Raw genomic sequence first — 24,021 nt, forward strand, 5'->3', positions numbered from 1 at the left:
TCTTGGCCCGCGTCCGGGCCTGATCCCGGACTCCAGTCCCTGAGGAGTGTCCCGATGCCGTCTTCGCCCCGCACCTCGCGCGTGGTCCAGCTCGCCGCCGTTCCCGACGGGCTGCCCGGGCCGGAGCATTTCAGCGTCGTGGACGTCCCCGTGCCGGCGCCGGCCGACGGGGAGGTGCTGGTCCGCAACCGCTGCTTCCAGGTCTTCCCGGCGCTGCGGACCCTGATCGGCGGCGGCGTGAAGGGCACCCCCTTCCCGCCGCTGCACCCGGGCGACCCCCTGTTCGGGGCGGCGATCGGCGAGGTCGTCTCGGCGCCCGGCGGCACCGGGCTCCGTCCCGGCGACCTGGTCCGGCACTGGCTGGGCTGGCGCGAGTACGCCGTCGTGCCCGCCGGCCAGTGCACGCCGCTCGACGGCACGCTGCCCGACCCGGCCGCGCACCTCGGCCAGGCGGACGTCGCGTACACGGCGCTGACCCGGGACGCCCGCGTCCGTCCCGGCGACACCGTGTTCGTCTCCGGCGCCGCGGGCGGGGTCGGCTCGCTGGCCGGCCAGATCGCCCGGCTGCTCGGCGCGGCCCGGGTGATCGGCAGCACGGGTTCGCCGAGCAAGGCCGCCCGCCTGGTGTCCGAGCTGGGCTACGACGCCGCCGTGATCCGGGGCGGGCGGCCCATCGCCGAGCAGCTGGCCGAGGCCGCACCCGGCGGAATCGACGTCCTCGTGGACAACGTGGGCGGCGAGCAGCTCCGGGCCGCGATCACCGTCGCCAGGCCCGGTGCGCGGTTCGTCCTGGTCGGGACGCTGGCCGGGCAGCTCGCGCCGGACCGCGCCGGCACCACGGCCCCGGTCGAGGTCGACACGTTCCAGCTCATCGCCAAGCGCATCGAGATGCGCGGTTTCGGCGGGCTGGACGACACCGGGGAGCGTCCGGAGTGGGCCGAGCGCTTCGGCGCCTGGCTGCGGTCCGGCGACATCGCCTTCCCGCACGTGCGCGTCGCGGGCATCGAGCACGCCCCGCGGGCGTTGCACGAACTGATCAGCGGACGGCATCTGGGAGCCGTCATCGTCGAGCTGTGACGTTCCGGGAGGAGACCACATGCGGATCGGCGACGCCGCCGCGGCGGCGGGGACCACCCCGCGGGCCCTGCGGTTCTACGAGCAGCGCGGCCTCCTGCCGCCGCCGTCCCGCACCTCCGGCGGGCAGCGGCGGTACGGGCCCCGCGAGGTGGCCCGGGTGCTGACCATCCGCCGCCTGCTGTCCCTCGGGCTGACCGTCGAGGACATCCGCGGCTGCGCCGACCGGCTCGACCTCCTGGACGGCGACGCGCTCCCGCCCTTCGGCGGCCCCGGCTGCACGACGAGCACCGGGGTCGCCCGGCGCCGGCTCGCCGCCCTCGACGCCGAGATCGCCCGGCTGACGGAGCTGCGCGACGCGCTCGCCGCCCGGATCGGCGAACCCGCGGACAGGTAGGGCCCCCAGTCATCTGACGGATGAGCCCCCGGTGGCGGTCTCCGTAGCTTCGATCGCGTCACCAAGCCGCGACTTCGAGGGAGAGACCGTATGACCGAGGAACCGCTGCGCGTCGCGATCATCATCGGGAGCACGCGCGAGGGACGGTTCGGGCCGACCGTGGGCACCTGGTTCGCCGAGCGGGCCGGGGAGCGCGACGACCTCACCGTCGACGTGGTCGACGTCGCGGACGAGCCGCCGCCCGCCGCGCTGGGGGCGCCGCCGTCCGAGGGATTCGCCCGCGTGACCCGGACGCTGCACGAGGCCGACGCCTACGTCGTGGTGACCTGCGAGTACAACCACAGCTTCCCCGGCACGCTGAAGAACCTGATCGACACCCACTTCCACGAGTGGCGGGCCAAGCCCGTCGCGTTCGTCTCGTACGGCGGGCTGGCCGGCGGGCTGCGGTCCGTCGAGCACCTGCGGGGCGTCTTCGCCGAACTGCACGCCGTGACGGTCCGCGACACCGTCAGCTTCCACCACCCGTGGAACTGGTTCGGGAACGACGGTCTGCCGAACGACCCCGAGGGGGCGTCCGGCGCGGTCAAGGGGATGCTCGACCAGCTCGCCTGGTGGGGGCACGCGCTGCGCGACGCCCGGGCCGCCCGCCCGTACGGAGGCTGAGGTGACCGCGACGGCCGAGGCCCCGCCGCGGGGCCGGACGGCGCCGGACCCGATGGCGGTCGTGCTGGTCCTCGTCCTCGGCACCATCATGATCACGCTGGACACCACGGTCGTGAACGTCGCCGTCGACCGGCTGTCGCAGGAGTTCCGCGCGCCCCTCGGCACGATCCAGTGGGTGGCGACCGGGTACTCGCTGGCGCTCGGCGCGGTGATCCCGTCCAGCGCCTGGGCGGTCGGGCGGTTCGGCGCCCGCCGGCTGTACCTGGGCGCGATCGCGGCGTTCGGGGCCGGGTCGCTGCTCGCCGGGCTGGCGTGGAACATCGAGTCGCTGATCGCGTTCCGGGTCGTGCAGGGGTTCAGCGGCGGGCTGGTGATGCCGGTCGGCATGACGATCCTGCTGCGCGCCGCCGGGCCCGAGCGGCTCGGTCGGCTGATGAGCACCCTCGGCCTCTCGATCCTCGTCGGCCCGCTCGCCGGGCCCGTCCTCGGCGGCTGGCTGATCGACGAGGTGTCGTGGCGGTGGATGTTCTTCGTGAACCTGCCCGTCGCGGCGGCCGTGGTGGCGCTGGCGGCGCGGCTCTTCCCGCGCGACGCCCCGGCGGAGGCGAAGCCGCTGGACATCCCCGGCCTGCTGACGCTCTCGCCCGGCATCGCCGCCGTGCTGTACGGCGTGACGACGGGCGGCGACCGCGGCGCGTTCGGCTCGCCCGGCGTCGTGGCGCCGATGGCCGCGGGCGGGGTGCTGATCGCCGCGTTCGTCGTCCGGGCGCTGACGGCCCGGCATCCGCTGATCGACCTGCGCGCCTTCCGGGACCGGACGTTCGCCGCCGCGACCGGCACGCTGACCCTGTTCGCGTTCGGCTACTTCGGCTCGATGCTGCTGCTCCCGCTGTACCTGCAGGTCGTGCGGGGCGAGAGCGCGACGATGGCGGGGGTGCTCGGCATCCCGTTCGCGCTCGGTTCCGGGACGGCGATGCAGGTCGCGGGCCGGATCGCCGACCGGGTGCCGCCCGGGCGGCTCGTCCCGGTGTCGGTCGCGACGGCCCTCATCGGGTTCGGGCTGTTCACCGTGCAGCTCGACGCGGACGCGCCCTACTGGGGGCTGTGCGCCACGATGCTGCTGATGGGCGCGGGCGGCGGCGCGACGATGATGCCCGCGATGACGGCGGCGACCCGCGGCATGGCCCGCGACCGGGCCCCGGCGGCCAGCGCGACGGTCAACCTGATCAACACGATGTCGGCCGCGATCGGGACGGCGACGGCGTCGGTCCTGCTGTCGTCGCTGATGCGCGGCCTGGTGCCGGACGAGCGGGACGGCGCGCTCCAGGCCGTCCACCGGCTGGGCCCGGACGGGCGCCGGGCGGTGGCCGGGCCGCTGGCGGAGGCGTTCCAGCACACCTACCTGCTCGCGGCGGGCATGCTGGCCCTCGCCCTGGTCCCGGCCCTGCTGCTGCCGCGCCGCCCAGCCGGGTGACGCGCCGGCCCCCGGCCCTCCGGCCGGGGGCGGCGCTCCTCCGGCCGGGCTCAGACCTCCTTGAGGAAGCCGGAGTCAACGGCGAAGTCGGCCCCGGTCGTGCTCGCCGAGCGCGGCGAGGCCAGCAGCACGACCACGTCCGCGACCTCCTGCGGCGCGGCCAGACGGCCGGTCGTGAGGCTCATCATCTGGGCCGCGCCGCCGTCCAGCACCGCGTCGCGGTCGGAGCCCATGGCCCCGGCGATGATGTCGGCGGCGCCGCCCTCGTCCGTCCACCACGGCGTCCGGACCGGGCCCGGCGACACCGAGTTCACCCGGACGCCCTGCGGCGCGAACTCCTCCGACAGCCCCTTCGTCAGGTTGTTCAGCGCCGCCTTCGCCGCGTTGTAGTCGTAGTTCATCGGCCCGGGACGCCGCCCGTTCCCCGACGAGACGTTCACGATCGACGCCGCGTCGCTCTCCAGCAGGTGCGGCATCGCCGCCCGCACCGCACGGACCACCGCGAACAGGTTGAACTCGAACATCTCGCGCCAGTCGTCGTCCGACGGGGTCAGGAAACCGAACCGGGGCAGCGTCGCGCCGGGCGGCGGACCGCCCGCGTTGTTGACCAGGATGTCGAGCCGGCCGAACTCCTCGACCGCCCGCGCCACGACCTGCGCCGGAGCGTCGGCGTCCATCAGGTCGGCGGGCACGTGCAGCAGGTTCGGCCCGGCGAGCGCGTCCAGCTCCCCGCCCGGCTTGCGGGACACGGCGACCACGCGGGCGCCCTCGTCCAGCAGGGTGCGCGTGACGGCCGCCCCGATCCCCTTCGACGCCCCGGTGACGATCGCGACGCGCCCGTCGAGCCTCAGGTCCATGGGTTCCCCTCTCATAAGGCGGGCGCGCCCATCCCGGACGCGCCTCGCCCTCTGAACCCCACCCCGTCCCCAGCGGTTGCACCGGAGTGCGCGTGCTCGCCGCCCGGGGACTAGGCGTTCCGGGTCTTCGCCTCGGCCGCGCGGCGCGCGCGCAGGGCGCGCACCCGGCCGCGGCTCGCGCAGGCAGGGGACGGGCACCAGCGCCGGCGGCCGGCCGTGTCGACGAAGACACCGCGGCAGTCGTCCTCGGGGCAGACCTTGAGATCGCTCCGTCCGGGGCCGGTCAGGTGGTCGACGGCCTGCCGCGCGATGCGCCCCAGCGCCGCCCCCGCGGTCGGGGGCGCGGACCTGGTGATCCGCCCGTCGACCGAGAGGGCGACCGGGTCCTCCTCCGCGAGGTAGCCGGCGAGGCTCCGCACGTCGTCCTCGTCCGGCGGGCGCCCGTCCACAGTCGCGAGGGCGATGGGACGGAGCAGCTCGCGCAGGAGGAGCGCCCGGTCCAGATCGTCCAGGTCGGGCGGCCGGACCGGGGCGAGTTCGCACAGGTCCAGCCACTCGGCGAACCGGCCAGGATCGGGAAGGCGCTCGACCGACCGCGCGCCGAAGGCGCGGCCGCGCGTGGCGAGCAGGTTCAGCCAGGTCGCACCGCAGTCGAGCCGGAACGCCGACGGATCACCCTTCATGCCTCAAGAGTAACGCTCGACCCGTTACGGTGCTACTGTAACGACCCAAGCGTTACAGAGGAGATCCCATGTCGCTCGCCGAGCACCTCACCCCCAGCCGCCCCGACCGCGACGCGGCCTACCGGCTGCTGGACGTCCTCCAGGACGAGGCCACCCAGAACGCCGCCCTCCCCGGCCTCGACGACCTCGCGCCGGGCTTCCCCGACTGGATCGTCACGAGCCTGTTCGGCGGCACCTACCAGCGCGACGGCCTGTCGCTGCGCGACCGGCAGCTGCTCAACCTCGCCGCCCTCACCGCGATGGGCGGCGTGGATCCGCAGCTCGCCGGGCATGTGCGGACCTGCCTGCGGCTCGGCATGGCCCGCGAGGAGATCGTCGAGGCGCTCGTCCACCTCGCGCCCTACATCGGCGTCCCGAAGACCCTGGCCGGCCTGCGCGTGGCGGCGGCGGAACTGTGAGGATCAGGACGGTCCTCGGCGACATCGCCCCCGGCGACCTCGGCGTGTGCGACGCCCACGACCACCTCTTCATCCGCTCGCCCCGGCTGCCGGGCGAGGAACTCGACGACCCCGCCGCGGCCGCCGCCCAGCTCCGCGCCTTCGCCCGCCTCGGCGGCGGGGCGGTCGCCCAGTGGACCCCCCACGGGATGGGACGCCGCATCGACGACCTCGCGGACGTCTCCCGCGCCACGGGCGTCCACGTCATCGCCGCCACCGGCCTGCACCAGGCCGCCCACTACGACGCCGACCCGCTGGAGAGCGTCCGGCCCGCCGACCTCTTCGTCGACGAGCTGACCCGCGGCCGGGCGGGCATGATCAAGGTCGCCACGGCCTTTCACGGCCTGGACGCCCGCGCCCGGCGCGTCATGACCGCGGCGGCCGAGGCGTCGAACGCGACCGGCGCCCCCATCGGCGTCCACCTGGAGCAGGGGACCTCGGCCCTCGACGTCCTCGACCTGCTCTGCGGCGCCCTCGGCGTGCCGCCGGACCGGGTGATCCTCGGCCACCTCAACCGCTCTCCCGACCCATGGGTCCACCGCCGCGCCGCCGAATCGGGCGCCTACCTGGCGTTCGACGGCCCGTCCCGCGCCCACCACGCCACCGACTGGCACCTGTTCGAGTCGCTCGCCGCGCTCGCCGAAGCGGGGCACACCGACCGGCTCCTGCTCGGAGGCGACACGACGACGGCGAGCGCACGCGCGGAACTGGGCGTCCCCCACACGCTCCGCGCCCTGCGCCCGCGCGTCGAGCGGCAACTGGGCCGCGAGGCGGCGACGGCCATCTTCGTCACGAACCCGGCCAGGGCGTTCGCCGCGCCCTGGCCCTAGTTCAGAGCCTCGTAGACGAGGGCGGCCACCGCGCCGTACGCCAGGTGGGGCACGACGTCGGACGCCCAGTCCGACGCCGACCACTTCCTGGGGTCGGTCAGGCCGAGAACGGTCATCGGGGCGGTCGACCCGGCCATCGCCAGCGCCGTCAGCACGGCGGTCCCGGCCGGCCGGGGGAAGCGCCGGCGTCCGGCGAGCAGGCCGTAGAGCAGCCCAGCGCCGAGTCCGGTGCCGAAGCCGAGCATCGGCCCGAGCCCGGCCTTGCGGTTCTCGGCCTCCTCGCCCTCGCCCAGAGCGAACCCGACGACGTCGGCCAGCTTCTCCACGCTCTTCTCCGGCGTGCTGCTGGCGGGCCGTCCCCGAACCGCCATATCGAGATAGGTCACCATGTTAAGAGCGGTGGTCCCGGCCGCCCCGGCGGTCAGCCCGCGCGTGATTCTGTCCATGCGGTCGCGCTACCCAGCATCCGCGTCCTCCCACCTGGCCCCGCCGGTCAGGCCCAGTTCCGGGCGTCCGGCCGCCGCGCGGCGAGGAAGGACGCGACGGCGACGACCACCAGCAGGACGGCCGCGCACCACAGGGGGGCCGACACCGAGACGTGCCGAATGAGCAGGGCGCCGATGGCCGCGCCCAGCAGCAGAGCCGCGATCGAGAGGCCCCTGCGCGCGAGGGCCGCACCGTGCTGCCCGCGCTCGCCGACCAGCGCGGTGAGGGTCGTGGTGACCACGACCGTCCTGAGGTCGGGCACCTCCAGCCGCCGGACGATCGCGTACTGCCAGCCCATCGAGATGGCCAGGACGGCGATCGTCGCGAGGCGGCCGGAGCCGGAGCGGTGACCGAGGTTCGCCACGATCACCGCGGCGGCGGCGAGCGCGACCGCCTGCACCGCCGTGGCCGCGCCCAGCAGCCGGCCCCGGTGCGCCGGCCGGGGGAAGGCGACGCGACCGCCCACGACCGCGCCGGCGCAGAAGAACCCCGTCGACAGCGCGGCCAGCATGATCTCCGTCCCGCTGCCGCCCAGCCCCAGCCCGAGAAAGATGATGTTCCCGGTCATGTTCGCGACGAAGACGTTGCCGAGCTCCAGGAAACTGACCGAGTCCACCAGCCCGGTCATGATCGTGAGCAGCGCGAGCAAGGACGGCAAGGGCCCTTGACCTCGGGGTTCAGGCACGCACGCATTCTCGCAACCCTCGCGCCGGCACCCCGCGAGCCACCCGGGGCGTGTCACGGAAAGGAACGGGGCGCGGGCGTCCTCTCATGCCGGTCAAGAGCGGGCATGGAGAGCACGCCGCCATCCGGAGTACGGTCCTGCCGTGGCTGATGATCTCGGACGGGTGTTGCTGGACCGGTACCGGCTGATCGAACCGCTGGGCAAGGGCGGCATGGGCACGGTCTGGCGCGTCCATGACACGCGGCTCGGACGGGAGGTGGCCGCCAAGCAGCTGCGGCTGCCCCCCGAACTGGACTCCGAGCAGCGGGCGTCCTGGACGGCGCGGCTGGACCGCGAGGCGCGCGCGGCCGCCCGGCTGCGCCACCCCGGCATCGTCACGGTCCACGACCTGGTGGTCTCCGAGGACGGCCAGCCGTGGATCATCATGGAGCTCGTGCCGGGGCGCTCCCTGGCCGATCTCCTCGCGCGGGAGGGCACGCTGGCGCCGGATCGCGCGGCGGCGCTCGGTCTCCAGATCCTCGACGCTCTGGCGGCGGCGCACCGGGCCGGGATCGTCCACCGCGACCTCAAGCCCGCCAACGTCCTGCTGGAGGGCGAACGGGCCCTGCTGACCGACTTCGGGATCGCCGCGGTGGAGGGCGAGACCGCGCTCACCCGTTCGGGCGCGCTGCTGGGCACGCCGGCGTTCATGGCGCCCGAGCAGGTCCGCGGGCAGCCCGCCACCGCCGCCACGGATCTGTGGGCGCTCGGTGCGACGCTGTACAACGCGGTCGAGGGCCGTCCGCCCTTCGCCGGCTCCGCCACCGGCGCCGTCCTGGTGGCCATCGCCACGGAGGCCCCTTCCCCGATGAGCAACGCGGGGCCGCTCCAGCCCGTCGTGGAGCGGCTGCTCGACAAGGACCCCGCCGGGCGTCCGGACACCGCCGCTCTCCGGGCCATGCTGAGCCGCGTCGCCTCCGCCCCGCCTCGCCCGGCCGCGGAGGCGCCCCCGTCCCCGGCGGCCCCTCCCACCAGGCCTCTGCCACCGGCGCCCGGCCACCCCAAACGCACGGTCCTGATCGCGGTGGCGCTTTTCGCGGTGCTCGCCGTCGCGGGCACGGGTCTCACTTACGCACTGCGAGGAGACTCCGCCTACGCGGCCAACAAGAAAGACGCGGCCACCATCGGGGCGCCTTCCGGATTCACTCTGAAGAAGGAGCAGAAGGTCGACGCGGACCGGGTCCGCCTCGTCTACTCCGGTTGCCCGCAATTCTGCGCCGGTTCCCCATCGACTCTCGCATCGACCGTCCAGGTCGCCGCCCACTGGCTGGCGAGGGTCCGCTCCGTCTCCAGCGTCGGCCCGCCCGTCGCGTCCGCGAACCAGGCGGTCTGGACGATGGCGGTCACCACCAACACCGCCCCCAGGATCTCCAACGTGCGGGTCATCGCGGTCGGCGACCCGATGCAGGACGTCGTCCTGCAACTCGAGGTCGGCTGACACGGCGGCGGGAGCCCGAGAGCACGGGCCGGGCATAATCGGTCATCGCTGATCGAGTCGGGCACGTGGGCGGGGCGCTGAGACCCATCGTGGATCGCCGGCCGAGACAGGCCCGTGCCGGGCGCGAAGGTTTCCCGCCCTGACCACGCCGCAGCTCCCCAAAGGCGAGGTGCGGCTGACCAAGGTCGTGCGGGTCCCGCGCTACAAGGGGCCCGGGTCACCGGTCCTCGGACGGGTCGGCGATGGCGACGCACGCCTGTCGTACGCCGCGTTGGGCGGCGCCTGGGGCCCGAGCCGGCGGACGGATCCGGAGGTGACCGGGTAGTCAGAACAAGACCTTCACCGAGACCACGACCGGCCGCGACGTCGCGTCCCAGCCCCTGAACGTGAGCGGCCGGAAGGGCTGGGTGATCGTCCGCGAGATGCACTTCCGGAAGGAGGGCGTCAGCTCGACGATGGACCTGTCCACCGTCGTGGTGGTCGACACCGGGCGGCCGCGGCCCTCGTTCGAGTGGCTGGACGTGCCCGCGTCCCACAAGCGGCTCTGGCCGGACGTCAACACGCTGCTCCGTTCGCTGCGCGTCGGCTGATCGGCGAAGCGCGCACCGGGCGGGCCGTCACACGGCCCGCCCGGCAGGGGTGTTCAGGTCAGCGGGTTCCGAGCAGGATGGACGTGGGGACCCGCGTGGCCACCGGCGGCAGCTTCGTGCCGTTGCCGGTGGCGGCCGCCTGGGGCGCCATCGCGCTCGCGTCCGCCGGGCCCCTGGTCTGGGGCGCCGATTCGGAGCCGTCGGCGAACGGCTGGGTGTCGCCGACGCACACCTTGCCCGCGGGCGGCAGCTTCCCGCCGACGAGGTAGCCGTCGACCGCCTTCGTCACGCACTCCGAAGTGCCGTAGGCGGTGTGTCCCCAGCTGTTGCTGGACAGCAGGCGGCTGTTGGGCAGCAGCTTGCTGGACGAGACGGCGTCGTTGTAGTTCGTGGCCGGGTCGTAGTAGTTGCCCACGAACAGGACGGGAGCGTTCGTCCGCCGGTTGAAGGGCCCCGTGTAGGCGTCCTCGTCGCGGACCTTCCAGGCGTCACGGGCGCACTGGACGCTGCTCCAGCCCCACGCGCGCCCGAAGTAGGGGGCCCTCTTGTCGGACGCCGCCGTCAGCGCCGGCCAGCTCCCCGCCTTCTTCGGGTGCAGGCCGTCGGTGCAGGTGACCCCGCTGAACGCCTCAAGGCCGTTGTCGTAGGGGAAGTCCTTGGCCGAGACCTTCTCCGCCGCCTCCTTCTGCCGCGCGACCTCGGCCCGGCGCTCCGCGATGCGGGCGGCGAGGGCCTTGCGCGCCTTGGCGGCCTGCGCCGCCGACGACGCGGGCGAGGTCGCCTTCCACAGGTCGGTGGCCATGGCGTCGATGACCTCGTAGCCTCCCGGGTCGTACAGCCAGCCGAGGGCCGCGCCGACGAAGTCGGCGTAGGTGACCTTCTCGCCTTCGACGTCGGCGGGCTTCGCCCTCAGCCGCTTGGCGAGGACGTCGAAGTTCTTGACGGGGTCCCCGAACTGCGCGAACTGGCACTTCGCCTTGCCCGCCTTGCCGCAGCGGACGAGGATCTCCCGCAGCGCCTTGTAGGCGCCGTCGGCGGACCGCAGCCGGTCGTCCAGTATCCGGTTCGCGGTCTTGGGGGTGCCGACCCAGGAGACGGGGTTGATGACCCCGTCCACGACCACGGCGCGCAGCCGGTCGGGGAACATGTTCGCGTAGTACTGGCCGAGCGCCGTGCCGTAGCTGAAGCCCAGGTAGGACAGCTTCTTGTCGCCGACCGCGCGGCGCAGGACGTCCATGTCGCGCGCCGCCTCGGCGGTCGACATCGCACCCGCCAGCTTCTTCCCGGTCGTCGAGCAGCCCTTGCCGACCGCCTTGGCCGACTTGACGTAGGCCGCCTCCTGCTTCGCGCCGACCGGGAACGCGATGCCCATCCCCGCCAGCGCGAGCGTCTGGTCCCTGGTGGACTTGAAGCAGGCGACGTTGGAGCTGAAGCCGATGCCGCGCGGGTCGAAGCCGACGACGTCGAAGCGGTCGAGGACGTCAGCGCCGAGGAAGTAGGGCGACTGGTACGCGATCGCGGTGCCCTGGCCGCCGGGCCCGCCCGGGTTGACGAAGAGGCTTCCGATCCGCTTCTTGGCGTTGCGCGCCTTCACCTTCAGCAGCGCGATCTCGGTCGTCGCGCCCTTGGGATCGTCGTAGTCCAAGGGCAGCCGGACGGTCGCGCATTCCGCGTAGTCGTAGCACTTGTACCAGGCGAGCTTCGGGGTGGGCACGCGGTCGACGCGCGCCTTCTCGACGGGGCTCGTCGTGTCGCCCGGGGCGGCCAAGGCGGTGGCCGTTAAAGCCGGCAGGAGCACCGCGCCGGCTACGCCCGTCGCGAGAATCCTGTGTCCGAGACGCATGAGGTTCCCTTCGTGGGGGTCGATCTGTGGGGATCGATGCCTCTCCCGCGCAGTTGCACGGATTGGTCCACTGATTCTCGAATGCGCCACTTGTCCCCGTGATCCACCGCCGGACCGGGTCTCCGCTCCGGAAGATCACCCCGCGGACGGATTGACGCTCATCCCCGAGGGCGGACCGCACGGCGCGGCGGAACACCGGCGGATCCCGCCGGCCCCCTCGCCTGGCCAGGCCGAACACGCCAGCGAGAGAAATGATCATTTTTGGCGGAATCGCGGCGCTCGGTGTGCTGTAATCCGGTTGGTCCGAATCATGATCACCGCCCACGGCCGCAACGGCCGGGGAGAGGAGACAAGCATGAGCCGTCTCGTCGACCGCCTGCTGGCGCGCGTGGCCCCCAAGGCCACCGCGTCCGCCGCCTGCAAGACGTACTACTACTGCTCGCAGACCATCTACTACAAGAAGGTCTGCTGCGACGGCCAGTGCCGCCACTACGTGATCGGCGCCTGCGGCTGACCGTGGAACTCCCCCGCGGGCGGCGGCGCGACGCTGCCCGCGGGTGCTCCTGAGGAGTGCGGATGGAACTCGTGCGGATCGGCTGCGCCTGCTTGGTCGGTCTGGTCTTCGCCGTGTCGGCCGTGTCCAAACTCCGCGACCTCGACGGCTTCGCCAGGTCCGTCCCCGCGCTGGTGCCCGCGTGGCCCGGCCGCGCCCGGCTACTGGCGATCGCCACCACCGCGCTCGAGGCGCTGGTGCCGCCGCTGCTGGTCGCGCCGGTGACCGCCCCCTTCGGCTTCGGGCTCGCCGCCGTGCTGCTGGCCGCCTTCACCGCGGCCGTCGCGGCGGCGCTCCGGCGCGGACGCCGCACCGCCTGCCGCTGCTTCGGCCCGTCCAGCGCTCCGCTCGGCCCGCGCCATCTCGCCCGCAACGGAGTGCTCCTCACCTGCGCCGTGCTCGGCGCCCTGTCCCCCGGGGACCTGCCGCCCGCGGGCGGAGTCGCGGTGGCCGCCGCGGCCGGGCTGGCCGGAGCGGTGCTGATCGTCTCCCTCGACGACATCGTCGAGCTGTTCGCGAGGAACCCCTGATGCCCTACCTCACCGCCGCCGTCGTCCTCGTCGGGCTGCTGTCCGCCTTCAACCTCGTCCTCACCCTCGCCCTGATCCGCAGGCTGCGCGGGCACGACGCCGCGCAACTGGGCCACGGGGAGCACGGGGGCCCGCCGATGGCGCTCGGCCCCGGCTCGCAGATCGGCGACTTCAACGCGACGACCACCGAGGGCGAGCCGGTCACCCAGGCGGACCTCCTCGGCCTTGTCGGCTTCTTCTCCGCGAACTGCCCGCCCTGCCACGAGCTGGCTCCGCGCTTCGCGGGACTCGCGACGGGCCTGCCCCGGCTCGCGGTGGTGTCCGGTGACGACCCCGAGCTGGTCGCGGTCCTGTCGCCGGCGGTCCGCGTCGTCGTCGAGGAGCACGACGGCGCCGTGAGCAACGCCTTCCAGAACACCTGGACGCCGGCGCTCTACATCGTCGACGGCGGGCAGCGCGTGGTGGCCGCGGGCGGGCGCCTGGAGGACCTGCCCATCGAATCCCCGGCGTGAAGACGCCGGGCGCGGGCCGGGGGCCGGGCGCATGAGGGGCCGCGCCCACGTCCGCGGACTGGCCGCCGCCGGGACCGAGGCGGCCGCCCTCATCTGGCGGTCGGCGCCCGGCGGCGTGTCCGGCTACCTGCTGGTCACCCTCGCCGAGGCCGCCGCGCCGATCGCGACCGCCTGGCTGATGAAGACGGTGCTCGACCGGCTGACGATGACGCAGGACCCGGTCGCGGGCCCGGCCGCCGCCCTGGTGGCCGCCGGGCTGGCCGCCGCCGCCCTGCCCGGGATCGGCACGTACCTGCGCGACCAGGCCGGCCGGGCCGCCGGAGTCCTCGCGACCGACCGGCTGTTCGCCGCGACGGAACGCCAGGTCGGGCTGCGGCGGTTCGAGGACCCCGTCTTCCTCGACCGGCTGCGCCTGGCGCAGGAGGCGTCCGCCAGCGCGGGATTCCTGGTCGACGCCGTCTGCGGCACCGCCCGCGGCGCGCTGTCCCTCGCCGGCTTCCTCGTCTCGCTGCTGGTGATCAGCCCGTCGATGACGGGGCTGGTGCTGCTGTCCGCCGTCCCGGCGCTGGTCGCCGAGCTCCTGCTGTCGCGGAGCCGGGCGGCCATGCAGTGGGCGACCGAGCGGACCCACCGCCGCGAGTACTTCTACAGCGGCCTGCTGACGGACGTGGAGGCGGCCACCGAGATCCGGCTGTTCGGCATCGGCGCCTTCCTGCGCGCCCGGATGATGTCCGAACGCGTACGCGGCAACCGGGCCGAGCAGCGGATGAGCCGGCGCGAGCTGGCCGTCCAGGGCGGCCTGACCGCGCTGAGCGGCGCGGTGGCGGGCGGCGGCCTGTGGTGGGCGATCGCGGCGGCGCGGCACGGGACGCTCAGCGCCGGGGACGTCACGATGTTCGTCGCCGCGGTCGCCGGCGTGCAGACCGCCCTGAGCCTGCTGACGTCCTCGATCGCCACCGCCCACGGCCGCCTGCTCGTGTTCACGCACTACGTCGCGGTGACCCGCGCGGAGCCGGACCTGCCGAGCGCCGCCACGGGCGACGCCCCGGCGCTGCGGCGGGGCGTCGAGTTCCAGGACGTGTGGTTCCGGTACAGCGACGACCATCCGTGGGTCCTGTGCGGCGTCGACCTGACGATCCCGCACGGCCGGGCCGTCGCGCTGGTCGGCCTGAACGGCGCGGGCAAGAGCACCCTGGTCAAGCTGCTCTGCCGCATGTACGACCCGACCCGCGGGCGGATCCTGTGGGACGGCGTCGACCTGCGCGACATCCCGCCGCACGCGCTGCGCGAGCGCATCAGCGCGGTGTTCCAGGACCACATGAACTACGACATGACCGCGAGGGAGAACATCGCGGTCGGCGACCTCCGGACGCTCGACCGGCCGGAGGCGGTCCAGGACGCGGCCGCCAGGGCGGGCGTCCACGACAAGCTCGCCGGGCTGCCGAACGGCTACGACACCCTGCTGACCCGGATGTTCTTCTCGGAGGCCGACAAGGAGGACGCCGGCACCGGGGTGGTGCTGTCCGGCGGCCAGTGGCAGCGCCTCGCGCTGGCCCGCGCCTTCGTCCGCGACGGCCGGGACCTGATGATCCTGGACGAGCCCAGCTCCGGCCTCGACCCCGAGGCCGAGCACGAGGTCCACGCCCAGATGCGCCTCCACCGGTCCGGCCGGACCAGCCTGCTGATCTCGCACCGGCTCAGCGCCGTCCGGGACGCCGGCCTCATCGCGATCCTCGACGAGGGCCGCGTGGCCGAGCTCGGCACCCACGAGTCGCTGATGGCGGCGGACGGACGCTACGCCCGCCTGTTCCGCCTCCAGGCGGCCGGATACCAGGAGACCCCGCAGCCCTCCGAGGACCTCGCGTGACGTGGCTCGCCGCCACGGCGGGCGTGCTCCTGGCGGTCGGCGCCCTCACCGTGTGGGTGCGCCTGCGGTACCTGGTCACCACTGTCGACGGGCCCAGCATGGAGCCGGCGCTCCACTCCGGCGACCGGCTCCTCGTCCGCCGGACCCGGCGGGTGCGCGCGGGCCAGATCGTGGTGGTGCGGATCCGGCCGCCGACGCTGGACGCGCCGCCCCCGGACGAGCCCGGCCCCGCCCCGGACGAGGAGGTTCCGGTCGTGCGGGACCACCCGGACGGGCTCCTGCTCGTCAAGCGGGCGATCGCCGTGGCCGGCGATCCCGTGCCGGTGGACCGGGTGCCGTCCTTGCGGGAGGCGCGGGAGGAGACCGTCCCGCCGGGCGCCCTCGTCGTGCTGGGCGACAACCTGGCCACCAGCTGGGATTCTCGCGACTACGGGTTCGTCCGCGCCGATCAGTTCATCGGCGTGGCCGTCCGCAGGCTCCCCACGCCCTGACCGCGCGGCCTCCCCACTCCGGACGGCCTCCCGCACGACCGGCGTGGACGCGCGAGTTGCATATGCCGGCGATATGCCGCGCCGCCTAGTCTTCGGGTATGCGCGTGCTGATCGTGGAGGACGAGCCCTACCTGGCCGAAGCCGTCCGCGACGGGCTGCGGCTGGAGGCGATCGCCGCCGACATCGCCGGGGACGGCGACTCCGCCCTGGAACTGCTCGGCGTGAACTCCTACGACCTCGCGGTCCTGGACCGCGACATCCCCGGCCCCTCCGGCGACGAGGTCGCCCGGCGGATCGTCGCCTCCGGCAGCGGCATCCCGATCCTCATGCTCACCGCCGCCGACCGCATCGACGACAAAGCCTCGGGGTTCGAGCTCGGCGCCGACGACTACCTCACCAAACCGTTCGAGCTCCGGGAGCTCGTCATGCGGCTGCGCGCGCTGGACCGCAGGCGCGCGCACGCCCGCCCCCCGGTCCACGAGATCGCGGGCCTGCGGCTGGACCCCTTCCGCCGGGAGGTCTTCCGCGACGGGCGCTACGTCGCCCTCACCCGCAAGCAGTTCGCCGTCCTCGAAGTCCTCGCCGCCGCCGAGGGCGGTGTCGTCAGCGCCGAGGAGCTCCTGGAACGGGCCTGGGACGCCAACGCCGACCCGTTCACCAACGCCGTCCGCATCACCGTCTCCGCCCTGCGCAAACGCCTCGGCGAACCATGGCTCATCGCCACGGTGCCCGGCGTCGGCTACCGGATCGACACCGCCGCCGGCCCCGACGGCCTGAACGAATAGACGCCCACCCCCGGGGCTCATCGGGCGGGGCGCCACCAGGACGTGGTGCCGCTCAGATTGCGCTGCACGTTGGTGACGCAGTGGATGTCGCCGCCGGCCGTGCCGACGTAGTGGGAGTAGTCCCAGTCCTCGATCCAGTGGACGCGCACGCCGGCTCCGCGCAGCGCCTGCTCGGTCTCCCGCTGGAACACGTCCTGCCCGCCCTGCCGCGGCCCGTGCTGGGCCGGGGCGAGATAACCGCCGGTGCCGGTGCTGATGCCGTTGGCGGCGTCCGGCAGGTACGTGACGGTCAGGTCCTTGCGCGGATAGCCGTCGGGCAGGCCGAGCTGCGTGAACAGCGCCGGAACGCGGATCACGTCCCGTTCGGTGATCCCGGCCTTCTCGCGGAACTGCCGCAGCGCGCGGTCGACGCCCGCCGTCGCGATGCGGGTGCCGTTCACCAGTTCGGGCTTGGCGAGGGCTTGGGCGACCGTGAGGCCCGGGAACTGCGTGTCGGACGGGGCGACGCCCTCGACCAGCCGCTGCCCGCCGCCACCGCTGCGGGCGACCTTCGTCAGGAGGTCCATGCCCATCCGCGGGTCCGCGACGACCATGGCCCAGCCCTTGCCGCCGCGCCGGGGCACGAAGTGGAAGAACTCGTCGATGTGGCCCACCCCGAGCCAGCTCGTGTCGATGGCGATCGGGTCCTGGTAGCCCTGGGCCTCCAGCATCCGGGTGAACGTCGCGTCGGGCGCGAACCTGCCCTCGCCTCCGTACACGATCCGCCCGGTCCGGTAATCGCCGTACGGCGGGATCGTCCCGAAGTTGCCGCTCGAACTGGCCGATCCGTAGTACAGGTTGTCGTCGGGCCGGTCGACCGCCGTCGCGTCGAACTCCTGGAGGCCCGCGACGCCCGGCCCGCGCATCAAGGTGAACACCGGCCGGGACGCGTCCCGCAGCGGGCGGTCGCGGGCCGGGAAGTGAGGGGTCACGGCGGGCGACCTGAGGTTGACCACGATGTGGTGCTCCTTGCCGTCCGGGCCCGGCATGGACGCGTAGCCGGCCTTGAACATGTCGCCCATCCACTGGTCGCCCCCCGCCGGCGACTCGATGAACGGTGCGCGCAGGCCCTCGGCGTCCAGGCCGTGCCGCAGGTCGCGCCGGTACGCCTCCTGCCCCTTGACGGGCTTGTCGGGCGCTGTTCCCTTTTCGAGCGTCACGGGAGCCTTGGGGTTCGCCACGACCGCGCGGTCCAGCGGCAGGAGGTCGTGCTGGAAGAGAACCGGCGCCACGCGCAGCCGGACCGTGTCGGCCCGGGTCCGGCCGCCGTCGGTGACCGTCAGCGTGAGGTCGCTGAAGCCGGACCAGGCGGCCGGGTCGCGGACGACGTCGCGCGCCTCGACGGCGAGCCGCACCCCGCGGCGCAGCTCGCCGGGGCGGATCCCGCCGTCCGCGCCGAGTGCCGTCAGCCGCCCGCCGCGGCGGACGAAGATCCGCACCTTGTCCGCCGAGCGGGCGTCGGCGCGCAGCGTCGCCCGCGCGGAACCGGACGCGCCCGCCATCGCCGGAATCTCCAGCGGCGCCAGGTCGGCGGCGTCGGCCGCACCGTTCACCACCGCGTCCGCCGCGTCGTCGCACGCCGCCAGCGCCGCATCGGTCAGCCGCTTCCCACCGGGGCCCGCCGCAGGACAGCGGGAGGCGTCGTCGTCCAGGTTCGGCAGCATGATCGCCCCCCGGGCGGCGGTCCACGCGCCGCGCCGGGCGTCGTCGGCGGCCGACAGCCGCCCGTCGCGATCGGCGTCGGCGCGCAGCAGCGCCCTCGCGGACGCCGCGCCCGCCGGCGCGGCCTCGGCCGTCGGACCGCACCCCGCGAGGCAGGCCACGGCGGCCGCGGCCAGCCCGGTTCGTACGATTCGCTTGTGATCGTTCATGAGGACGAGCCTCGCGATGGGACCCCCGCCCGGGCATCGGCCGTTCGGCAGATCTTCCTGGCGTGCGCCTCGGCCGTTCGGCAGAGCCGCCCGCGGGCCCGCGCGGCCGGAGCGGCGATCGCCGCGACGGCGGCGGCCGCCGCCGCGGGCACGCCGGGCGCGGGTCCGCTGATCACGTTCTCGGCCTGGCTGACCGGCGCCGCCCTGGTCCTGATGCTCGCCTTCCCGGCCGCCCGGCCGGGCGCGATCGCCGGCACGGCCGCGGCCGGCTCGCTGGCCGCGACCCTGCTCTACCGGGGCCCGGCCGACAACCGGACGGCCGGCTGGTGGGCGGCCGAGACCGCCGCCGCCCTGGTCCTCCTCCACCTGGTGGTGCGGCGCGCGGAGGCCCGTCCCGCCGCGATCGCGGGCGCGGCGGCCGCCGCCGCGGCGACCGCGCTTCCGCTCCGGCTGACGCTGCACGTCGTCCCGCCCGCCAGCGCGCGCGGGGCGCTGCTCGGTTGCCTGATCTGCGGGCTCGGCGCGGCGGTCGCCGCGAGCGCCGGGGCGTACCTGCGGTTCCTGAACGCGCGGCGGTCCCGGTCAGTGGCCGAGGCGCGCCGCGAGCAGCGCCTCGACCTGGCACGCGACCTGCACGACTTCGTCGCCCACGAGGTCGGCGGGATGATCGTCCAGGCGCAGGCCGCCCAGATCGGCGGCGACCCCGCGGAGGCACTCAGGCGGATCGAGGCGGCCGGAGCGCGCGCCATGGCCTCGCTGGACCGCACCGTCCACATGCTCCACGACGAAGGCCCCCGGGACGGGCCGCACAGCCTCGACGAGCTGCCCGCACTCGTGGACCGCTTCGGCGAGTCGAGCAGGGCCCGGGTCCGGCTGGCGCTGGACGCCGGCACCCCGCCTCCCGAGGTGTCGGCGACGGTGTACAGGCTGGTCGTCGAGGCCCTGACGAACGTCCGCCGGCACGCTTCGGACGCCACGGCGGTCGACGTCGCCGTCACCGCGACCGGTTCCGCCCTGCGCGTCGCCGTCACCGACGACGGCCGCGGGAGCCGTGCGAGGCCGCTGCGCGAGCGGCGCCGCGGCGGCCTCGGGCTGCCCGGGATCGCCCTGCGCGTCGAGGCCCTCGGCGGCGACTTCGACGCCGGCCCCACGGGCGAGCGAGGCTGGCGGGTCGCCGCCCTGATCCCGCTACGATCAACGCGATGACCACTCGGATCGTCATCGCCGACGACCAGGCCGACGTCCGCGGCGGCTACCGCATCATCCTGGACGCCCAGCCCGACATGCGCGTGGTCGGAGAGGCGGCCGACGGCGTGACGGCCGTCGAACTGGCCCGCGAGCTGCGTCCCGACGTCGTCCTCGCCGACATCCGGATGCCTCGCATGGACGGCCTGGAGGTCACCCGGCTGCTCGCCGGCCCCGGCGTGCCCGATCCCCTCAGGGTGGTCGTCGTCACCACCTTCGACCTCGACGAGTACGTGCACACCGCCCTGCGCGACGGCGCCTGCGGATTCCTGCTGAAGCGCTCGGGCCCCGCGCTGCTCGTGGAGGGCGTCCGCGCGGCCGCCGCCGGGGACGCGCTCATCAGCCCCTCGATCACCACCCGGCTGCTGCGCCGCTTCGCCCCGCCGCGCCCGCGCGCCGACGACGGGCGCCTCACCGGCCGCGAGACCGAGGTCGCGATCCTGGTCGCGCGGGGCCGCACCAACGCGGAGATCGCCGCCCAGCTGTCCGTCACGCCCGGCACCGCCAAGACGCACGTCGCGAACATCCAGCACAAACTGGGCGTCCGCAACAGGGTCGAGATCGCCGCCTGGGCGTGGCAGACCGGCCGGCTCAACCCCTGACCGCCCCTTCGCGGAGCGGAGGGCCGAGGAGGGCGGGTCCGGTGTCGCCGCCGAGCGGATCGCCATCGCCCTGGCGGCGGTGAGCCGGCAGGCCGGTCGGCTCGAACGCGCGCGCTCGACGCCGCGGTCGCCGAGCTCGGACCTGCTGTAACGGGCGTGGCCTGTGACGTTTCGGTGCCATCCTTTCCGTGGTCAGCCGATGTGGCGGTAGCGGATGTGGGTGGTCAGCGGGGAGTGGAGCACCTCAACGGGCTCGAAGTCGAACTCGACCCCCTCGAAGATCCGCTCGCCCGAACCGAGCAGCACGGGCGCGATGTCGAGGGTGAGTTCGTCGATCACGCCGGCCGCCAGTGCCTGCCGAACGGTCGAGGCGCCGCCCGCGATGTCCACGCCCTTGTCACCCGCGGCCTGGCGCGCCGCGGCGTACGCCGCGTCGAAGCCGTCGGTGACGAAGTGGAACGTCGTCCCCCCGGCCATAGGGATCGGATCGCGGGGGTGGTGGGTCATGACGAACACCGGCGCGTGATAGGGCGGTTCGGGGCCCCACCAGCCCGACCAGTCCTCGTCCCAGTCCCCGCGGATCGGGCCGAACATGTTGCGGCCCATGACGTACGCGCCCCTCGGGCGCATCAGCCACCCTTTCGCGATCTCGTCCGCATCGTTGGCCCGCGGGTCGCCGATGTGCCAGCCGTGCAACTCCCGCCCCCGCTTCCCCAAGGGGTCCTCGCGGCTCTGGTCGGGTCCGGCGACGAAGCCGTCCAGCGAGATCGACATATGGCAGGTGGTATCCGACATCATGTGCTCCATTCAGTGGTTCTCCCTCCCGGCCATCAGCCCTCCGCGCGCTTCCCAAGGCTCCCGGTGACACAGGCTTCGCGCCGTCCGGCCCGTGCATCACGCAGTCCCACTCCCCGCCGACGCGGGACTCGAACGCCCGCGTGGTGGTCGTGAACCCATCGGGACCCCCACCATCGCGACAGGTGCCGCGCCTCGGTGAACGCCTCGAACACCAGCTCCCGCGGGGTGTCGATGACCCGGGAGCCCGGAGCACCCGATGTTGGAGCCTGTCACGCGTTTCTTGCCGGAACCCCGCCCTCGTTCACCGCGTCGGCTTGGTCCGCTCGGCGGGCGTGCCGCAGAACACTTCCTTGACGAGCGTGTCCAGCAGCTTCTCGAAGTCCTTCACCGGTCCCCGGGTGGCCGAGTCGACCCAGGTCACCGAGCCGGTCAGGGTCGTCTTGCCGTCGGGCGAGCTGTACATCAGCGCGCCGTAGCCGTGGGGCGGGCTGCCGTTGTGCTGGTAGACGGTGCCGCATTTCGGGCCCATGTCCTCCGCGAACACCCCGAGCCCGTAGCTGAGCTCCCCGTACGGCCGGCGCATCTCGGCCAGCAGCTCGGCCGGCAGGAGCCTGCCCCGGTTCAGCGCGGAGAAGAACGTGGACAGATCCTGGGTGGTGGAGATCAGGTCGCCCGCACCGACCAGCAAGGACAGGTTCTGCCGGGAGATGTCGACCGTCTGGCCCTGGTAGCTGTAGTAAGCGTGGGCGTGCGGCGCGGGAAGCTCCGTCCGGTTGCCCGCAACCATGGTGGCCGACATCCCGAGCGGCCGCAGGCTCCGCCGCTGCAGCAGTTCGGCGTAGGAGCGGCCGGTGACCTTCTCGATCACCAGCAGGGCGAGCGTGTAGTTGGTGTTGGAGTAGTTCTGGTCCGTCCCCGGCTCGAACCGCGCCGGCTTGGACAGCGCCAGGCGTACCAGCTCTTCTGGCCGGTAGCTGCGGAACCGGTTGTTCAGCCATGCGTCGCCGGTGGCGGGAATCCCCGGCACGAACGTGCCGTCGTCGTAGTACTCGCCGGTGTAGTTGAACAGGCCGCTGGTGTGCTGCAGCAGCATCCGCGCCGTGATCCGCCGATCCAGGCCGAGGTCCGGCAGGTAGCCGGCCACCGGGTCGTCCAGTCCGACCTTCCCCTCGGCCACCAGCTGCAGCATCAGGGTCGCGGAGAAGGTCTTGACGACGCTGCCCGTCCAGAACCGCCCGTTGGTCGGCGGCTTGGCGGCCGCACCCAGCTTGCGCACTCCGGCACTGGCGACCCACTCGCCCCGCGCATCGCGCACGCGCAGCTGTATTCCGGTGAAACCGGCGTCGACGAACGCCTGCATGGCCTTCTGCAACTGCGAGCGGTCCTGCCCGGCAGCGGCCGTCGGCCCGGTCACGCCGCCGTGCGCGCTGGCCGGAGCGGGGCTGACCGCGTCCCGGCCACCAGCGCGGCGGCCAATGCTGTGACGGCCACTCGCCGCAGGGCCTTGGTCGCTGGTGGGGGTTGGATTCTCATCGTTCCTCGTTTCACTGCGGAGTGGGGGCCGGACGCCGGTGAGCGGCCGCGTGGCCCCGTCGGTTCGCCCACCGGTAGGTCCGTTTCGGGGTCTGGTGCGCGGCCCGGTTATCGAGCCGGTCCGGCCTGGCCGTTGCCGAACACCTCGGCGACCAGGCGCTGTGTCGCCTCCTGGAACGCCGCGCCCATGGACATGGCGGCGTCATCGACGTAGTTCAGCGTGGCGGTCAGCGTCGTGCCGCCGTCGGGCGTGCTGTACATCAGGGCCGCGTGGCCCGCCATACCGCCGTTGTGGGTGATGACCGTGCCGCCGCCCGGCACCGGCTGCACGAAGACGCCCAGGCCGTAGCCGGCCTTGGACTCGGGCGTGCACATCTCGGCCAGCAGGTCGGCCGGCAGCAAACGGCCCCCGGCCAGCGCGGAGATGAACGTGGCCAGATCGCGGCTGGTGGAGATCATGTCGCCGCCGCTGGAGATCCAGGACGGGTTGTGGCGGGTGACGTCGACCGTCTGGGGCCGGCCGTCCTCCTCGTACCGGTAGTAGGCGTGCGCGTGCGGCTCGGGGATGTCGGTCGCGCTGCTCGGCTGGACGGTGCCCGACAGGCCGAGCGGCCCCAGGACCAGCCGCTGCATCTCCTCGGCCACCGGTCGGCCGGTGACCTTCTCGATCAGCAGCCGGGCCAGCACGTAGTTGGTGTTGGCGTAGCTCCAGTCGGTGCCCGGCTCGAACCGCGCCGGCTTGGACAGCGCCAGGCGCACCAGCTCTTCTGGCCGGTAGGTGTGGAACCGGTTGTCCACCCACTCCTTGCCCGCGGGGGTGGCGGGGATGCCCGGCGCGAACGTGCCGTCGTCGTAGTACTCGCCGGTGAAGTTGAAGATCCCGCTGGTGTGCTGCAACAGCATCCGCACCGTGATCCGCCGGTCCAGGTCGAACTCGGGCAGGTAGCCGGCCACCGGGGCGTCCAGTCCGACCGTGCCCTCGGCCACCAGCTTGAGCACCACGACCGCGGTGAACGTCTTGGTGTTGCTGCCGATCCGGACGTGCCCGTCGACCGGCGGCGGCGTGTCCCCGCCCAGCTCGCTCAGCCCGGCGGCGCCGACCCACTCGCCCCGTTCGTCGTTCACCCGCAGCGTCACCCCGGTGAGGCCCGAGTCGACGATCTCCTGGATGATCTTCTGCAGCTCCGGACGCTCCCGGTCGGCCGTCCCGGCGTCGAGCGCTTCGTTGATCTTGCGGGCCATCTCGGCCGCGGCGGGGCCGGGCTCGCCGCTGTGGGCGCGGGCGGCGGCGTCGACGGCGACGGAGACGGTGCGGCGGAAGTCGCCGGCCTCCTCCGGGGCCCGCCGCAGCAGGCTCACGGCCTCCGTGAGGGCGGGCAGCACGCGGTCGGCCAGCTCGGCCACGGACGTGCCGTCGAGCCGGATGTCCTTCGTCTTCCCGGCGAGCACGTGCCCGACCGGCCCGGTCGCGGTGGTCAGGTTGAGGGAGCCCTGGGCGGCGGCCTTGCCCGGCGAACCGGCGGCGGCGGCCATCAGCGAAACGGCGCCGTAGGCGGCGGTCCGCAGAACGCTCTTTTCCCGGTCGGCGAGGGTGATGGTCATGTGGATTCTTCCTCTGAACGCATGGCGGAATTCGGCC

General features: G+C 73.9%; 26 protein-coding genes. 16 read left to right on the forward strand and 10 right to left on the reverse strand.

Translation table 11 applies throughout. The features are described from left to right. The first annotated feature begins 54 nt into the window (after window positions 1-54). From AB0C87_RS04670 to AB0C87_RS04685, 4 genes are all read left to right on the forward strand, one after another. The gene (locus AB0C87_RS04670) at window positions 55-1,077 is read left to right on the forward strand and encodes an NADP-dependent oxidoreductase (protein ID WP_360576563.1); all 1,023 of its coding nucleotides are present in this window, start codon (window positions 55-57) and stop codon (window positions 1,075-1,077) included. Window positions 1,078-1,096: 19 nt separating this feature from the next. Then, entirely contained in the window at window positions 1,097-1,471 is a 375-nt protein-coding gene (locus AB0C87_RS04675) for a MerR family transcriptional regulator (protein ID WP_360576565.1), read from the forward strand. Between the two features lie 90 nt (window positions 1,472-1,561). Further along, on the forward strand, window positions 1,562-2,134 hold the full coding sequence (locus tag AB0C87_RS04680) for an NAD(P)H-dependent oxidoreductase (protein ID WP_345171722.1): 573 nt from the start codon (window positions 1,562-1,564) through the stop codon (window positions 2,132-2,134). A 1-nt stretch (window position 2,135) separates the two neighbouring features. Continuing rightward, on the forward strand, window positions 2,136-3,608 hold the full coding sequence (locus tag AB0C87_RS04685) for a DHA2 family efflux MFS transporter permease subunit (protein ID WP_360576567.1): 1,473 nt from the start codon (window positions 2,136-2,138) through the stop codon (window positions 3,606-3,608). A gap of 50 nt (window positions 3,609-3,658) precedes the next feature. Here AB0C87_RS04685 and AB0C87_RS04690 read toward each other — a convergent pair whose 3' ends face one another. Further along, entirely contained in the window at window positions 3,659-4,465 is an 807-nt protein-coding gene (locus AB0C87_RS04690; protein WP_345171726.1) for an SDR family oxidoreductase, read from the reverse strand. Window positions 4,466-4,575: 110 nt separating this feature from the next. Further along, window positions 4,576-5,148, reverse strand: a complete 573-nt coding sequence (locus tag AB0C87_RS04695) for a CGNR zinc finger domain-containing protein (RefSeq protein ID WP_360576570.1) — start codon at window positions 5,146-5,148, stop codon at window positions 4,576-4,578. Window positions 5,149-5,216: 68 nt separating this feature from the next. On the opposite strand from AB0C87_RS04695, the gene AB0C87_RS04700 reads away from it, so the two are divergent. After that, window positions 5,217-5,606 carry a carboxymuconolactone decarboxylase family protein gene (locus AB0C87_RS04700; RefSeq protein WP_353833390.1) on the forward strand — a complete coding sequence of 130 codons (390 nt, stop codon included), beginning with the start codon at window positions 5,217-5,219 and terminating at the stop codon, window positions 5,604-5,606. After that, the gene (locus tag AB0C87_RS04705; RefSeq protein WP_360576572.1) at window positions 5,603-6,475 is read left to right on the forward strand and encodes a hypothetical protein; all 873 of its coding nucleotides are present in this window, start codon (window positions 5,603-5,605) and stop codon (window positions 6,473-6,475) included. Before AB0C87_RS04700 ends, AB0C87_RS04705 begins: the two co-directional genes overlap by 4 nt. On the opposite strand, the gene AB0C87_RS04710 is transcribed toward AB0C87_RS04705, so the two are convergent. Both AB0C87_RS04710 and AB0C87_RS04715 read right to left on the reverse strand, forming a co-directional pair. Beyond that, entirely contained in the window at window positions 6,472-6,921 is a 450-nt protein-coding gene (locus AB0C87_RS04710; protein WP_345187657.1) for a hypothetical protein, read from the reverse strand. The two genes, AB0C87_RS04705 and AB0C87_RS04710, sit on opposite strands and share 4 nt — an antisense overlap. Window positions 6,922-6,968: 47 nt before the next feature. After that, a complete protein-coding gene (locus AB0C87_RS04715; RefSeq protein ID WP_360576574.1) occupies window positions 6,969-7,619 on the reverse strand; it encodes a YoaK family protein in 651 nt (216 codons plus the stop codon). Window positions 7,620-7,788: 169 nt separating this feature from the next. Between AB0C87_RS04715 and AB0C87_RS04720 the strand changes: the two genes are divergently transcribed. Continuing rightward, on the forward strand, window positions 7,789-9,123 hold the full coding sequence (locus AB0C87_RS04720; RefSeq protein WP_360576576.1) for a serine/threonine-protein kinase: 1,335 nt from the start codon (window positions 7,789-7,791) through the stop codon (window positions 9,121-9,123). 386 nt (window positions 9,124-9,509) lie between these two features. Continuing rightward, on the forward strand, window positions 9,510-9,713 hold the full coding sequence (locus AB0C87_RS04725; protein WP_345187664.1) for a hypothetical protein: 204 nt from the start codon (window positions 9,510-9,512) through the stop codon (window positions 9,711-9,713). Window positions 9,714-9,771: 58 nt separating this feature from the next. On the opposite strand, the gene AB0C87_RS04730 is transcribed toward AB0C87_RS04725, so the two are convergent. Then, a complete protein-coding gene (locus AB0C87_RS04730) occupies window positions 9,772-11,556 on the reverse strand; it encodes an alpha/beta hydrolase (RefSeq protein WP_360576578.1) in 1,785 nt (594 codons plus the stop codon). Between the two features lie 355 nt (window positions 11,557-11,911). Between AB0C87_RS04730 and AB0C87_RS04735 the strand changes: the two genes are divergently transcribed. The 6 genes from AB0C87_RS04735 (at window position 11,912) to AB0C87_RS04760 (ending at window position 16,294) form a co-directional block, all read left to right on the forward strand. After that, window positions 11,912-12,070: a hypothetical protein gene (locus AB0C87_RS04735; RefSeq protein WP_345187669.1), complete on the forward strand. Its 159-nt coding sequence runs from the start codon at window positions 11,912-11,914 to the stop codon at window positions 12,068-12,070. 62 nt (window positions 12,071-12,132) lie between these two features. Continuing rightward, a complete protein-coding gene (locus tag AB0C87_RS04740; protein ID WP_345187672.1) occupies window positions 12,133-12,639 on the forward strand; it encodes a MauE/DoxX family redox-associated membrane protein in 507 nt (168 codons plus the stop codon). Further along, a complete protein-coding gene (locus tag AB0C87_RS04745; protein ID WP_360576581.1) occupies window positions 12,639-13,151 on the forward strand; it encodes a TlpA disulfide reductase family protein in 513 nt (170 codons plus the stop codon). The genes AB0C87_RS04740 and AB0C87_RS04745 overlap by 1 nt, the downstream gene beginning before the upstream one ends. Before the next feature lie 31 nt (window positions 13,152-13,182). Beyond that, entirely contained in the window at window positions 13,183-15,018 is a 1,836-nt protein-coding gene (locus tag AB0C87_RS04750; protein ID WP_360576582.1) for an ABC transporter ATP-binding protein, read from the forward strand. Then, window positions 15,015-15,509, forward strand: a complete 495-nt coding sequence (locus tag AB0C87_RS04755; protein WP_360576583.1) for a S26 family signal peptidase — start codon at window positions 15,015-15,017, stop codon at window positions 15,507-15,509. Before AB0C87_RS04750 ends, AB0C87_RS04755 begins: the two co-directional genes overlap by 4 nt. A gap of 98 nt (window positions 15,510-15,607) precedes the next feature. Continuing rightward, window positions 15,608-16,294, forward strand: a complete 687-nt coding sequence (locus AB0C87_RS04760; RefSeq protein WP_345187682.1) for a response regulator transcription factor — start codon at window positions 15,608-15,610, stop codon at window positions 16,292-16,294. A 17-nt stretch (window positions 16,295-16,311) separates the two neighbouring features. On the opposite strand, the gene AB0C87_RS04765 is transcribed toward AB0C87_RS04760, so the two are convergent. Next, window positions 16,312-18,204 (reverse strand): protein-arginine deiminase family protein, encoded by a 1,893-nt coding sequence (locus AB0C87_RS04765; protein WP_360576584.1) that lies wholly within the window; start codon window positions 18,202-18,204, stop codon window positions 16,312-16,314. Between AB0C87_RS04765 and AB0C87_RS04770 the strand changes: the two genes are divergently transcribed. Beyond that, a complete protein-coding gene (locus AB0C87_RS04770) occupies window positions 18,193-19,410 on the forward strand; it encodes an ATP-binding protein (RefSeq protein ID WP_360576585.1) in 1,218 nt (405 codons plus the stop codon). The genes AB0C87_RS04765 and AB0C87_RS04770 overlap by 12 nt on opposite strands. Then, the gene (locus AB0C87_RS04775) at window positions 19,407-20,051 is read left to right on the forward strand and encodes a response regulator (RefSeq protein ID WP_353835024.1); all 645 of its coding nucleotides are present in this window, start codon (window positions 19,407-19,409) and stop codon (window positions 20,049-20,051) included. The genes AB0C87_RS04770 and AB0C87_RS04775 overlap by 4 nt, the downstream gene beginning before the upstream one ends. 192 nt (window positions 20,052-20,243) lie before the next feature. Here AB0C87_RS04775 and AB0C87_RS04780 read toward each other — a convergent pair whose 3' ends face one another. The 4 genes from AB0C87_RS04780 to AB0C87_RS04795 form a co-directional block, all read right to left on the reverse strand. Then, window positions 20,244-20,825 (reverse strand): dihydrofolate reductase family protein, encoded by a 582-nt coding sequence (locus AB0C87_RS04780; RefSeq protein ID WP_345187144.1) that lies wholly within the window; start codon window positions 20,823-20,825, stop codon window positions 20,244-20,246. A gap of 56 nt (window positions 20,826-20,881) precedes the next feature. Continuing rightward, a complete protein-coding gene (locus tag AB0C87_RS04785; protein WP_360576675.1) occupies window positions 20,882-21,082 on the reverse strand; it encodes an SRPBCC domain-containing protein in 201 nt (66 codons plus the stop codon). A 68-nt stretch (window positions 21,083-21,150) separates the two neighbouring features. After that, complete coding sequence (locus AB0C87_RS04790) at window positions 21,151-22,263, reverse strand: serine hydrolase domain-containing protein (RefSeq protein ID WP_360576586.1); 1,113 nt, start codon at window positions 22,261-22,263, stop codon at window positions 21,151-21,153. A 227-nt stretch (window positions 22,264-22,490) separates the two neighbouring features. After that, on the reverse strand, window positions 22,491-23,984 hold the full coding sequence (locus AB0C87_RS04795; protein ID WP_360576587.1) for a serine hydrolase domain-containing protein: 1,494 nt from the start codon (window positions 23,982-23,984) through the stop codon (window positions 22,491-22,493). Window positions 23,985-24,021 lie beyond the last annotated feature (37 nt).

Source organism: Actinomadura sp. NPDC048021 (assembly GCF_040653135.1).
Classification (GTDB): domain Bacteria; phylum Actinomycetota; class Actinomycetes; order Streptosporangiales; family Streptosporangiaceae; genus Spirillospora; species Spirillospora verrucosospora.